Annotated in this window: 16 protein-coding genes; 10 read left to right on the top strand and 6 right to left on the bottom strand. The window is 49.2% G+C overall.

What is annotated here, in order from left to right:
* Positions 1–17: 17 nt before the first annotated feature.
* Positions 18–632 carry a TetR/AcrR family transcriptional regulator gene (locus B157_RS0113745; protein WP_020603894.1) on the bottom strand — a complete coding sequence of 205 codons (615 nt, stop codon included), beginning with the start codon at positions 630–632 and terminating at the stop codon, positions 18–20.
* 373 nt (positions 633–1005) lie between these two features.
* On the opposite strand from B157_RS0113745, the gene B157_RS0113740 reads away from it, so the two are divergent.
* The 3 genes from B157_RS0113740 (at position 1006) to B157_RS0113730 (ending at position 2624) form a co-directional block, all read left to right on the top strand.
* Positions 1006–1530, top strand: a complete 525-nt coding sequence (locus tag B157_RS0113740; RefSeq protein WP_020603893.1) for a hypothetical protein — start codon at positions 1006–1008, stop codon at positions 1528–1530.
* A gap of 15 nt (positions 1531–1545) precedes the next feature.
* Entirely contained in the window at positions 1546–2046 is a 501-nt protein-coding gene (locus tag B157_RS0113735) for a TspO/MBR family protein (protein ID WP_020603892.1), read from the top strand.
* A 122-nt stretch (positions 2047–2168) separates the two neighbouring features.
* A complete protein-coding gene (locus B157_RS0113730; RefSeq protein WP_020603891.1) occupies positions 2169–2624 on the top strand; it encodes a TspO/MBR family protein in 456 nt (151 codons plus the stop codon).
* 220 nt (positions 2625–2844) lie between these two features.
* Here the strand turns inward: B157_RS0113730 and B157_RS0113725 are convergent, their stop codons facing one another.
* Positions 2845–3321, bottom strand: a complete 477-nt coding sequence (locus tag B157_RS0113725; RefSeq protein ID WP_020603890.1) for a MarR family winged helix-turn-helix transcriptional regulator — start codon at positions 3319–3321, stop codon at positions 2845–2847.
* 80 nt (positions 3322–3401) lie between these two features.
* Between B157_RS0113725 and B157_RS0113720 the strand changes: the two genes are divergently transcribed.
* From B157_RS0113720 to B157_RS35335, 4 genes are all read left to right on the top strand, one after another.
* Positions 3402–4034, top strand: coding sequence for a flavin reductase family protein (locus B157_RS0113720; RefSeq protein ID WP_020603889.1), 633 nt, complete (start codon positions 3402–3404; stop codon positions 4032–4034).
* A gap of 9 nt (positions 4035–4043) precedes the next feature.
* Positions 4044–4445, top strand: a complete 402-nt coding sequence (locus B157_RS0113715) for a GlcG/HbpS family heme-binding protein (RefSeq protein ID WP_020603888.1) — start codon at positions 4044–4046, stop codon at positions 4443–4445.
* A 220-nt stretch (positions 4446–4665) separates the two neighbouring features.
* A complete protein-coding gene (locus B157_RS0113710; protein WP_020603887.1) occupies positions 4666–5487 on the top strand; it encodes a helix-turn-helix domain-containing protein in 822 nt (273 codons plus the stop codon).
* 72 nt (positions 5488–5559) lie between these two features.
* The gene (locus tag B157_RS35335) at positions 5560–6114 is read left to right on the top strand and encodes a YceI family protein (protein WP_157618438.1); all 555 of its coding nucleotides are present in this window, start codon (positions 5560–5562) and stop codon (positions 6112–6114) included.
* Positions 6115–6217: 103 nt separating this feature from the next.
* On the opposite strand, the gene B157_RS35330 is transcribed toward B157_RS35335, so the two are convergent.
* Positions 6218–6655 (bottom strand): Rossmann-fold NAD(P)-binding domain-containing protein, encoded by a 438-nt coding sequence (locus B157_RS35330; protein WP_211224994.1) that lies wholly within the window; start codon positions 6653–6655, stop codon positions 6218–6220.
* Positions 6656–6708: 53 nt separating this feature from the next.
* On the opposite strand from B157_RS35330, the gene B157_RS35325 reads away from it, so the two are divergent.
* From B157_RS35325 to B157_RS0113680, 3 genes are all read left to right on the top strand, one after another.
* Positions 6709–7563: a Gfo/Idh/MocA family protein gene (locus tag B157_RS35325; RefSeq protein WP_020603884.1), complete on the top strand. Its 855-nt coding sequence runs from the start codon at positions 6709–6711 to the stop codon at positions 7561–7563.
* Positions 7564–8318: 755 nt separating this feature from the next.
* Positions 8319–9329: an IS110 family RNA-guided transposase gene (locus B157_RS0113685; protein WP_026308686.1), complete on the top strand. Its 1011-nt coding sequence runs from the start codon at positions 8319–8321 to the stop codon at positions 9327–9329.
* A 394-nt stretch (positions 9330–9723) separates the two neighbouring features.
* Positions 9724–10218 (top strand): transposase, encoded by a 495-nt coding sequence (locus B157_RS0113680; protein ID WP_020603881.1) that lies wholly within the window; start codon positions 9724–9726, stop codon positions 10216–10218.
* Positions 10219–10289: 71 nt separating this feature from the next.
* Here the strand turns inward: B157_RS0113680 and B157_RS0113675 are convergent, their stop codons facing one another.
* The 3 genes from B157_RS0113675 to B157_RS0113665 form a co-directional block, all read right to left on the bottom strand.
* Positions 10290–10592 (bottom strand): hypothetical protein, encoded by a 303-nt coding sequence (locus B157_RS0113675; RefSeq protein WP_020603880.1) that lies wholly within the window; start codon positions 10590–10592, stop codon positions 10290–10292.
* 199 nt (positions 10593–10791) lie between these two features.
* Positions 10792–11070: an HAD family hydrolase gene (locus tag B157_RS0113670; protein ID WP_020603879.1), complete on the bottom strand. Its 279-nt coding sequence runs from the start codon at positions 11068–11070 to the stop codon at positions 10792–10794.
* Positions 11067–12074, bottom strand: coding sequence for a type I phosphomannose isomerase catalytic subunit (locus B157_RS0113665; RefSeq protein ID WP_020603878.1), 1008 nt, complete (start codon positions 12072–12074; stop codon positions 11067–11069). The genes B157_RS0113670 and B157_RS0113665 overlap by 4 nt, the downstream gene beginning before the upstream one ends.
* Between the last annotated feature and the right edge of the window lie 297 nt (positions 12075–12371).

Raw genomic sequence — 12371 nt, 5'->3', positions numbered from 1 at the left:
ATTTTAGGGCAAAAAAATCAGGGGGCTATTGCCTGATTAATGAAATCGGGCAGGCTCCGCGTGCGTTCGGTCAGCATGGTCTGGTATTGAACACCATCCAGCCCTAAAATAGCCTGGATGAGCGACTGCGCCACTAAGGGAAACAAACTGAGCGAAATCAGGCTGACAAAAAGTTGAACCGGATTGAGTGGCCGAATCAGACCCGCTTCGATGGCCGTGTTTACCTGCTCCACAAACAGTTTCTGTACGTCGTGTAGGGGGCGGATAGTGAGCGGTTGGTTGGTGCGGTGCTGGCTTTGGTTCAGCTCGGTCATGATGAAATTAGCTACTAAGGGAAAGTCGTCGGCCATACTGGTGTCATGTTGAACCAGCAGCCGGATCTTCTCTGGGAAGGACACATCTGCCGTCAGCACCCTTCCAATCTGACCCAGAAAACGCCCGGCCATCTCCTCAAAGACTATCGCAAAGAGTTTGTCTTTGGAACGGAAATAGTAGTGTACTAGGGCTTTATCGACTTTCGCTTCGTCGGCGATGTCCTGCATCCGGGCACCGTCAAGGCCCCGGCGCAGAAATACCTGCCTGGCTGCCTGTTTGATGCGCTGTTCGGTATCGGTTAGTTCTGCGGGTTTCATAGCTACACAACTTTGCTGTTAATCAAATAGTTTTACCAAATGGTAAAACTATTTTTCGCTACCTGCATTAGGCCACCTTTGGGCGGCTGCCCGGTTGATCAGGGTCGAGTCAGTATTCAGTTCACTTTGGGTTGTTCGTCAATCATTTGACGAGGAAGGAAGTAGACCAAAATTTTACTTAAAAAACTGCCGGGGTGGTGCATTTCTTTCCTGCTACCTGTTTGCTGCTCATCCCTCAGCGTAGTGGTCGAGTCAGTCGTAATGCAACAGGCATAAATTGTGCGAGTATCCCCCCGTTTCGTCTTAACCCCACACTATCTACAAGAGCGAACTTTGTGGTGTCGCTTTGATACACAGGCGGCACGGATAAGGGATGAAACTGACCATCAAACTGCTATTCATTTGTCTGCTCGGATTCCTGCACTGGTTTTTTGGGAATCTGTACGACACCCTTATTTTGACACCCAATGTGCTGTTGGCTGACGACCAGGTGGCGATGCTGGGCATTGTTTGGAGGTTATTCAGTGTGTCGCCCCCCTATTATTATTACCTGCCCTGGGGACCGCTGTCCATCGGATTAGTGGTCTATTTGTGGTTCCGGCTCCGCCGAACGAACTCCGTTCAGGTGCGTCGATGGATTACCTATGCTACCGGATTCGCTATCAGTGCGGGGGTGGTTACCTGGTACATCATTGTACATTATAACCTGACACTCTGGGTGGGGTCGGGGCAATATTCGGCCACGGAACTGAGCGCGCTCATCCGGGAAAACACCGTGGTTGCCCTGTTCCAAATCGGGCTGGTTGGCGCTACCGTTTATTGCCTGTACCGAACAACCCGGCTGGTGGTTCCCGCCTATTTTGAAGCCCGGTCTGCCGTAAGTCAATCCGTACTATAAATCAATAAATTTATCATGAATACGAACCTAACTCCGTCCACTTCACCCCTCCTGAGTCTATTGTTTTACGTAGGCATCTGCCTGCTTGTGGGGCAGGTAACGGCTTACTGGGGGAACGAATACTTTGGTCACGACTGGAACCGGAACCTCATCAAGCCCTCCGTTACGCAGTTCAACTGGGTATTTTTTGTCTTCATTTGGACAATCAATTATACTACAATGGGTGTAGCGGCCTGGTATGTCCGGCAGTCGGGCCAAACTGCTGACGTAAAGCGGGTTTTGCGCTGGTTCTGGGTTCAGTTTGTGTTGTGCCTGCTCTGGATACCCGTTGTGCATAGTACCGGGTGGGTCGGGTCGGCGGTCATCATGGATTTTGTGGTGGGTATTCCAGCCTTTATCACCGGCTACTGGTTCTACAAAACATCGCGCCGGGGGTTCGTATGGTTCATTCCGTACCTGATCTGGACCGTTATTACCACCCACGCAAAAATCTGGATGTACTGGCTTAATACCTGACTAACCATCGGCAACAGGCATAATTTGTGCGACCATCGCCCCAATTCGTCTTACCTGTACCCGGCGTGAGCCAGCTATTTTTGTACTGTCGCTCAGGCATAAAGGCGACATGGACAAACGAGATGAAAACGACTGAATTAACGCAAGAAATTAACCGGTCATCAGCCATACAAAAGACAGAAAGCGAGAAGTGGTGCATACTCGCATTCTTTTCCATCGGTACATTAGGTATACGGTCGGCATTTTGGGTCGTCTGGCTTATTCTGTACCCGTCGATGGGCCTGGCTGCTGGCCATGTCTGGCTAAAAAGAAAGGAAGCCGACGTGCGAGGCCCCATGATTTTTTATGCGTCCATCCTGCTGACTAACTTCATGTTCCTGCCCATTGCCAATGTTTCTAACGGCAATCCGGCCATCATGACGTTTATGGACATCAACGGGGTGCTGACAGCCATCCTGCTGGGCTGGATATTTTCGCGGTATTCAAAACCGGCATTCTACTGGTTGCTTCCTTTGCTTGTGTGGATGCCCATCACGGCCATGTTTAAGATTTTGCTGTGGTTGGCTAACCTGTATTAAGTAGGTAACCTATCTGGTAAAACGCCCTCAGTTGTTGTCAAGGCAACCTGGGGCGTTCGTTACTTTCAAGCTGTTGCAAAGAGGCAAGATGGTCTGATTGAGGAGGTGGCTCAGGTCGATAGCATTACTCAGTAGGAACGTACTACCAGGTAGTGTCTAAGAAAAGTTCGTCTACTGCTACTCAAAATAACTGGCCAGAGGACAGCTTTCCAGGAATGAATTATAAGCCCAATTGCTGGCGTCGTGCATCCACAAATGCCAGCAGCGTTTGGAGTGTGGCGGTAAATTCGGATAATTTATCCACGCCGACAACCTGTATAAAAACCCCCTCCAGATCACCCAGCGTTGTGGCCAGGTACGTCAGAAACGCACGGCCCCGGTCGGTCAACTGCACTTGCTGCGCCCGGTTATCGGCCCTGTCGGCATTGATCGAAACATAGCCGCTTTCAGCTAATTCTTTTACTAATCGTCCCATCGTCTGCTTGGTGATTTGCGCCCGCTGCGCCAGAACCGTACTCCGTGTGCCCTCTTGATCAAGATTGCTTAGTAACTGGACGTGGCCGCTCCGTACCTCCGGGTAGCCATCTGCCGCCCATCGGTGTTCGCTCAGTCCGATTAAAATCCGGGAGAACCGGTGTACATGACCGGCAATATTCTTTTGTTGTACCTGATTGGCCACTTGCCTGTGCGTATCCATGAACAAATTTAGTAAGCATCGGTTATTATATGGTAAGTATTACTTACTATTGTAGTGTAAATTACTTGCTCCGACCGAATATGCACCTATCACCGAATGAATTACCCATTGATGCCCGCTATAAAGTGCTAACGGGTTCCATGATTCCCAGGCCCATTGCGATGGTCAGTACCCTATCGGTAAATGGAGCTTTCAACGTCGCTCCATTCTCTTATTTCAATATCGTTGGTCATTCTCCAATGGCGTTGTCTTTTTCTGTTGCCGGACCGAAACCAGGTGGTTCACCAAAAGACACCCTACGAAATGCCCAGTTACCCGATCAGGGCGGCACGGGTGAATTTGTCATCAACATAGCTACCGAGGATTACGCAACCGCTGTTGCTATGTCGGCCACTCCCTTAGACGATGACGAGTCCGAGTTTAATTTTACCGGCCTTACACCATTGGCCAGTCACCTGATTAAAGCACCCCGCATTGAGCAGGCGAGTATCGCCTTTGAGTGTAAAACGGTGCAAGTGGTGGAAGTCGGTCGCTCCCGGCTTGTCATCGGGGAGGTTGTGTACCTGCACATTCATGACAAGCTGATTGATAAGCGTTACCGGATCGACTTTGCCCAGTTTCGTGCCATCGGTCGTATGGCCGGTTCACGCTATGCCCGCACGACAGACACATTTGTCATTGACGACGAAAAGTTTTTTCCCGGCAACCGCTAACCCAATTCCATGAATCAACAACTGATTGACCAACTTTTTCTGGCCGCTGGCCAGGAAGCAAAACAACAAGGCTTGCCGGTTACATTGACTGTAGTTGATACGGGCGGGCATATACGAGCCGTGCTACGGCAGGAAGGCTGTAGTTATTTTGCCCTGGAAAGCAGCCGCCAAAAGGCGGTTACGGCCTCACAACTACAGATGCCAAGTCATGTTATGGGTGAGGTCGGGCAGAAATTTCCAGCTCTCCAGGCATCATTCAACGCTAATCCCGAAATATCTGGGTTACCGGGCGGTTTTCCCGTGCTATGGGAAGGTGTCGTTGTTGGCGGATTGGGCGTTGCCGGGGGAAATTTTGAGCAAGACCAGGCAGTCGGCGCGGCTGCTATCGCCATTCTACTAACGCTTCAATAAAATGTATCGCTAATGGCGTGACTTCTGGTTGCCTTGAAAGAATTTACGCTCGATAACGTGCTATTTTATTTCACCAAGGTCGACAGTTGAAGCGGTGAGGGAGGGAGGGAGGGTCAACAGGTACATATCAACGGTGAATTTTTAGCAATGATGACCTGTTTTGCCGACATGAAGCCTGTACCCATCGTCGTATCAGATCGAACCTACGCCCCGCCGACCCGTGGCGTTCCGGTTACTGCCCATAAAATCGTACCGCCAGCAGCACAAAACCTTTGCCGACCACCGGCATAGCTTTTATGAACTGATCTACATCGAAACCGGGACGGGCGTGCATACGATTGATTTTGTAGATTATCCGATCCAGAATCACACACTCTATCTGCTGAGTCCGGGGCAAGTGCATAGCCTGCAAAAGGGGCATATTGATGCGGGATTTGTCCTTATTTTCGACCGGGACTACCTGACGCCCGACCAGCTCGAGAACCAACCGTTAATGCAGATTCTGGTGTGTTCGCGCCAACTGCCCCAAATTTCACTGGCCGAAACCGACCAGCTGCACCTGCACTATTGCGAAATGCTGATATGCGATGAACTGGCCCGGACCCAGCCTGATTACGAACTCATTCGGCTGACGTTAAAAATCATGCTCATCAAGGGGTTGCGGGCCAGCCATTTTCAGATTGGTGCGGACTCAAGACCAACTGAACGCGCCAAAAAACTATTTTTCGATTTTCTCTGGCTCGTCGAGGAGTCCTACTCCCACCGGCAGGAAGTAGGGTATTATGCCGATAAACTTGGGGTTTCGGCTAAATACCTGACCGATTTAACCCGGCAAATCAACGGGAAAAGTGCGCTCCAGCTCATTCATGACCGGGTTCTGACGGAAGGCAAACGGTTGTTGTTCTACAGCGAATTGAGTGTGAAAGAAATTACGGGGCAGATCGGGTTTGACGAAGCGTCGTATTTCAGCCGGTTTTTTACCGGAAAAGTAGGCTTCACGCCCAAAGAATTCCAGAAGCGGAATCCAAAATATACCGGATAAGCGGCTATCTGTCCATTTTTCGTCCCCGCGCCCCGCCCGACCTTTGCCCCGAACCAACCGGCTTCTACAAAAGTGGCCTACAATAGCATGGAATCGAGCATTGCTGAACAAACCACCTGGGTGATTGACAAATCGCATACCCAACTCAACTTTACCATTGCCCACTTTATGATTGCCAAAGTGGCCGGTCATTTCGCCGACTTTTCCGGAACACTCACCGCTCCTGCTACCGACTTCGAGGGTGCCGAGATGACACTGACGATTCAGACGGCTTCGATCAACACCAACGATACCAACCGCGACGCGCACCTCCGTACTCCCGATTTTTTCGATGTCGCCAACCATCCTGACATTCGATTTGTCAGCACGGCGTTTACGCGTATAGGCACAAATCAATACCGCATCGAAGGCTTGCTGACGGTAAATGGGATCGAAAAAAAACTTGTTCTGGAGGCCCTGTACAACGGTCAATTTGAACACCCCACCTCGAAAAACACCATCGCCGTTTTTGAAACAAATGCTGACATCAAGCGGCTCGATTTCAACATTGGCAGTGCGTATCCAGCGGCTGCGTTGGGCGAAGTTATCAAGCTGAACAGCATTCTGGAACTGACTCGGCAGGCATAAACCGGGATAGGTGGTGCTGACCACCCCAACCCGATGCAAGTGTTTGGTTGGGGTAGCTGTTTAAAGGCATCCCAACCAAACGCCCCACACCTCTCGTGAAATACTACCGGCCAGCGGCAGAAAAAGCTGCCTGGTGCTGCGCTACCCAATCGCTGATGCCCGTCATTGAAATAGGCAATTTGCGGAGTACTTCGTCCATGTCGGCTTGGAAATTAGGACGTTGTGCCGGATTGTCCCACAGTTTCTGGTACTCCCCCGCAGCCGCAGCCCCGGCCCCCGGTCCGAATGCCTGATCCAGGATACCCCCGAAATCCTGGGGAGGCATGGCATAATACGTGATGTCCCGACCTAAGCCCGCCGTAAATGCTTGCGCCAACGACGGACCGTCGGGGTTTTCAAGACCGCTCACCGGCCAGTTGGCTCCGGCCAGATCGGGCCGGTGTAGGGCAGCCACAACCAACGCACTTACATAGTCGGAAGCAATCCAGCTCACGGGCATATCCGATGGATTCGGATAGGCTACGCGGTTTTCCTTGCTCACGAAAGGAGCCGTCCAAGGGCCGAGCAGATTTTCCAGATAAGCGCGTGGTGCAAATGGGGGCTCAGCGACGGTCGGCACCGGTAATTACCGAGGGCATCGAACAACTGCACAAAGGCATCATTGGGCGGGTGTATTTGGCCAAAACCTGGTATACCAATAACCGGAAGGCCACCTTTCTGAAACCCGGAACGGTGCCATCCTGGCTTGATTATGACCTGTGGCAGGGCCCGGCTCCGCGGATGCCTTATCAGGATGGGCTGATTCACTACAACTGGCACTGGTTCTGGAACTGGGGAACCGGCGAAGCGCTCAACAACGGTACGCACGAGGTAGACGTGGCCCGCTGGGGTCTGGGTGTCGATTACCCCATCCGAGTCAGTTCTGCTGGCGGACGGTACGAGTTTAAAGATGATTGGCAAACACCCGATACGCAGGTGGTCATCATGGATTACCCGGGCCGGGTATCGCTCATGTGGGAGTCGCGCAGCTCCAACGGACGCAAGATTGAAGGGCAGGATCGGGGCATTATTTTCTACGGCGAGAACGGTAGTTTAGATACGGGCAACGATGCCTATAAAGTGTATGACCTAGATGGTAAACTCGTGAAAGACGTAAAATTAGATGGGGGAGACGATAGTTTGCAGGGGCGCAACACGGCAAGCCCCAGCGTCGGTATGGATAACCTGCACGTCATGGACTTTCTGGATGCCATTAAAGATAACCGCCGTCCTAACAGCGACGTTGAACAGGGCTTTAAAAGTGTAGTGGCCATGCAACTCGGCAACATTGCCTGGCGCGTAGGCCGCAGTCTGGAAATCAATCCCAAAAATGGCCATATTCTTCATGACAGTGAAGCCCAGAAATTGTGGAGTCGCGAGTATCAAAAGGGCTGGGAGCCGCGAGTATAATAAATGTGGTGATTACATTATTGCACTAAATCAAAAAAAAGCCGCGTTCAGATTCAACTGGCGCGGCTTTTTAGGGGAGTTATTGTTTTGATACAGTCGGTTGGAAAGGGGACAAGTGACTTCCTTTTCATTCCCCATTCACATCCTGGCTAGTTCAAGTTTGAATTGGACGTTTAATTGAACCAGACCTACCAGTAGAGGGGGTACCAATAGGATAAATAGACTTTAACTAAAGTGAACCTTTAGCCCTGGCATCCGCTAATTCATTAAACTGAGGGGTGGGCATAAATAGGAACCAGCGAATGTTAGAGGGTTGACGACCAAATCAATCCAACTACACACGCGGTTCCATGCAAGCCAAATTACTGAATTTGTCTGACTTTCTGAATATCTGTTGGCAACCAACAGCCGATGAACAGCCAAAAAGAGGGAAACCTCAAACCTATCGCTTCGGCGCTCCGATCGAGTATGTCATTTTTACTCTTTTTTATGCCGCTTCGGCCTTTAGATTTGAGCCGCTGTACGATTCCAAGAATAACTTATCTTGGAACGCTCTCAAAATGAGAGTATACCAGTGCCAGTGGGGATACCCTACCGTCTTCGGCTGAGTTCGCGACTCATGGATCGATTCAGGACCCCACTGGACTACTGAAGCACAAGACTCAAATAGAAATTCGGGCTAATGACCCATGAGCAAGGTATTGAGTGTGCAACAGGAAACTGGCTTAAGTATTACTTTTAACTCATTCAAAAGTATGGAAACTTTTACGTTTTTTATTGGGATTGACATTTCCAAAGCTACCCTGGACTGGGCCGTTGTCATGGCTAATAAATTGTTGTTTCACTATCAGTCGTCGAATGATCAGAGAGGTATTGAAAGCTTTGTTAAACATTTAAAGCAACAATACCCAGCGGCTAGTTTTGACAACAGCCTGTATTGTATGGAGCATACTGGAATATACAATAACCACATTCTTAGCTTATTACAAGTGAATAAGGCTAATGTTTGGGTAGAACACCCTATCCATATTAAAGAAAGCCTGGGGATGATTCGGGGTAAAAACGACAAAGTCGATGCCCAACGAATCGCGCTCTATGCCTACAAAAATCGGGAAGAAGTGCACCTGTGGACACCCAAGCAAGAAGTCATCCAAAAGCTGGACCGGTTGACGGCTACCCGCAGCCGCCTGGTCAAAGTCCGTAAAATGCTCCAATCTCCGTTGACCGATTCGGATGGCTTTATCTTTAAGAAAGACCATACTGAGGAGAAGAAATCTTGCCAGAAAACACTGGATGCCCTTACTAAAGACATCAAACAGATCCAGGCAGACATTGCGGACACAATCGCCAATGATCCTTATTTAAAAGAACTGTATGGGTATGTGCAATCGGTTAAGGGAATTGGCCCAGCTATCGCCACGGAGTTACTGATCATCACCAATGAATTCAAAGCGATTACTGACCCTAAAAAACTAGCTTGCCACGCCGGTGTAGTGCCTTTTGTGTACTCCTCTGGTCAGTATAGAGGCAAAGCTAAAACCAGCAACAAAGCCAATAAGCCATTGAAAGCCCTCTTACACAATGGGGCTATGTCTGCCATCCAGCATTCTCAAGACCTAAAAGCATATTACGTCCGTAAAACAGCCGAGGGTAAAAATGAGATGCTGGTCATTAATAACGTATGTAATAAGCTAATTCACCGGGTTTTTGCCTGTGTTCATCGCAGAGAAAAATATAAAGATTTTTATGCTTCCGCAGTTGCATGAATCATAGAAATCGGTCCGATCATGCTCCTCAAACGTATTCACCCTTTTGCCGCCATGCACCGATGGGCTAAAGCCAATTATGCCTTGCTGGGTTGGCCACAGGCACCAGATCGAAAAACCATTCGTAGACGCTTTCTGGCTCTACCGGCCCTGATTCAGCAACTCATGCCCACTATTGCTCAGCAATGCCAAACCCTGCACCATCCTACCTTCGGATACGCCTGTAGTTTTGCCGACAAAAGCGTGTTTCGGTCTCTAGGTGGCCTGTGGCGCAAAAAACACATGCTTCTCAAGGTAGTTCCACATCCCAGTATTGATACGGAAGCATCTTGGGCTAAAAGTGAATATCACGGGTGGCGCTTTGGCTATGGCCTCCACTTGATCTGTAATCGGTATGGCACCGGCCACCCGGCGATTTCCCCTGATGGCAACCGTAACAACGGCTTCCACCAAAGACTATACGCTACTAAAGACCCTGATTGCCCCTTTGCAGCAACGCCTAGGCATCGTCGTAGCCGATAGTGGCTATTTTGCCCATCATTTCCTACAGGCGATCTACCAGCAGTTTTCGGTATTAGTTACCACGCCTTGCCTTTTCAAGGTTACCGAGCGGATGAGTGCTTTCAAGAAGTACTACAATGACATGGCTGGCAGTGTGATCGGTCGGTTAACTTACCGCCGACGGAAGCCTTCGATTGAGCCTACTTTTGCCCATATCAAAGAACTGACTCAACTATCTGCCACGAATCCACTCCCTTACAAAGGGCTAGACCGAGTCAGTGCTTATTTACTGGTGGCCAGTTGTACCGTTCAGTTGATGATGTACGATAATTTCACTAACCAACAGGAATTGGGCAGCATGGAAGCCTTCAAAGCCGCTTTTCAATAATGCCCACCCCTCATTCATTAAACTGTACGCTCACGTATTGAAGCCATTTTCCAACTTAGGTCATCAATACACTAGTTATCTATTTTTTTCGCCTGGCCACTAATGGCCCGCCCCGTTGCTTTGGTCGCTTTGGTAATGGCCCGCCCCGTTGCTTTCGTACCTCTGGCCACGGCTTTTCCGGTGGCTCTGCCCGCCGTACCAACCGCGTGCGCTCCGTCGGCAACATCAGTTTCGGCTTTATCGCCAACGCGCTTTACGTCTTGTCTGGTCCTTTCTTTACGGGCTGCGCGAGTTGCGGCCTGATCATCCTGGGCTAATGCGCCAGTTGTTAAGGCTGCGCAAAGAGCAAGTGATAATAGCAAGTTCGTTTTCATAACATTCTTTTATACTGGTAGTGGAGCCCGGCTCAGAGTACGTTGATCGCACCGGCCAATTAACGTCTTTGACGGGCGGTTTGTTTTGGCGAGTTTGGCTGGATGGTTTTTGGAGCTGTTGGAGACCCTTAGTTTATAGAAATCCGCCCGGCCAAGTTATTGCTTTGAACACGTTGATGAAATTTTTACTTTTCGGTGCTTACCTGACAAGCTGCCATTGTTCAATTATTTTCAGATGAAAGCCCGGCTGGTAGAATTTAGTGCCGCAGGTAGGGAGAATAGACAATTTCTTCGGCGACTGGTTTTTTGGTAAATGAGCTAACACCTGCTTTTCAAATTGAGGCCAGTCACCGCCCGATATGGTGGCCACCTGGGCGATGCCAAGTAGTTTACTCATGTGTCCTTCCATTTCATCGTCAATAGTCGCTTTGCTTACCGACAATGTACCATCCAAGTCAAAAATAAATAGTTTATTCACGATAGCTTTGTTGAGAGATTAGTAGCCGGTATCGCTATTTCCAGCAATGTAATCTGATCATCAGGCTTACAGGTACATTGACCGATAACAGCCGGTAACAGCATAACATCGCCTTTATGTATACCGTAATCGTTCCCGTTATAATCGAGTTTTCCACTACCATCCGTACAGACTAAAATACGGGGTTCATCCGTAAAACCTACCCTGAAATTCGATTCGCTTTTTGTACGCCACACGATAAAATGTTCATCATCGAATAATTTTTCCGTGTTCGGATGATGAGGAACTACAACCGGCGGCACTGGCCCAATATCAACCTGGTCAAAATCGATACAGGCGAGGGCCTCATCCACCTGCAAATCGCGGTGTTTACCGGTTTTAGGATCGGTACGGTCCCAGTCGTACAGGCGAAGCGTAACGTCACTGTTTTCCTGTACCTCAAAAACTACGGTTCCTCCCAGCGTATGCACCGTACCCGAATGAATAAACACTGCATCGCCGACGTTTGGTACAAAGCTGTGAAGCCGCTTGGCTACCCTATTGTTTTGAATAGCTTCACGTAAATTCTGTTCGTTGGTTCCGGGTTTTAAGCCGGCATATACACGGCTGTCGTTGCCGGTTTCCAAGACTACCCAGGCTTCTGTTTTACCGGTGTCTCCTTTGGGAATGTATTTTTTCTGATCGTCTGACGGATGTACCTGCACGGATACCACTTCTTTACAATCCAAAAACTTCAGCAACAATGGAAAGTGATTAAACCTATTTTCTAATTTACCCATTACCTCATGGGGATACTCGTTCATTAACTGCGTGATGGTATACCCTTTTAAAGGCCCCTCGGAAACCTGGCTGGCATGATCAGTCCGGTCACTCAAAATCCATGCTTCGCCAATCGGCTCATCACCAGGCAGCGGTTTGGAAAGCAGGTTTCCTAGTTTTCTGCCTCCCCATAAACGGTACTGATAAATAGGTTCAAATTTTAATGGATACAGTATACTATTCATAACTGTTTAGGTATTTTTGAATTTAGCAAATATTTACACGATTACCTAAGTACAGGACAAAAGTAGGGAGTAGCTGATGTTGAGGTAGTTTTGTGTCGCTAAACGTAAACCCCTCCAACTACTCCCTATGCAAAGTAACGAAGATGCTGTCTACGATGCCATCAAAGATCATTTTCAATGTGATAAACGGCGTATCCGCTTTATGGCCCTGCTGATCATTGCCCTCTTGAAACTGGCTGACTCCTCATTGGCTCAATGGAGTCTGGCTATCAACCAAACCACCCTGCGGGCTTCCCG

Origin of the sequence: Spirosoma spitsbergense DSM 19989, assembly GCF_000374085.1 — a bacterium.
GTDB lineage: Bacteria > Bacteroidota > Bacteroidia > Cytophagales > Spirosomataceae > Spirosoma > Spirosoma spitsbergense.
The sequence above is the reverse complement of the archived record's forward strand: the minus strand, read 5'-3'. Positions and strand labels throughout refer to the sequence as shown.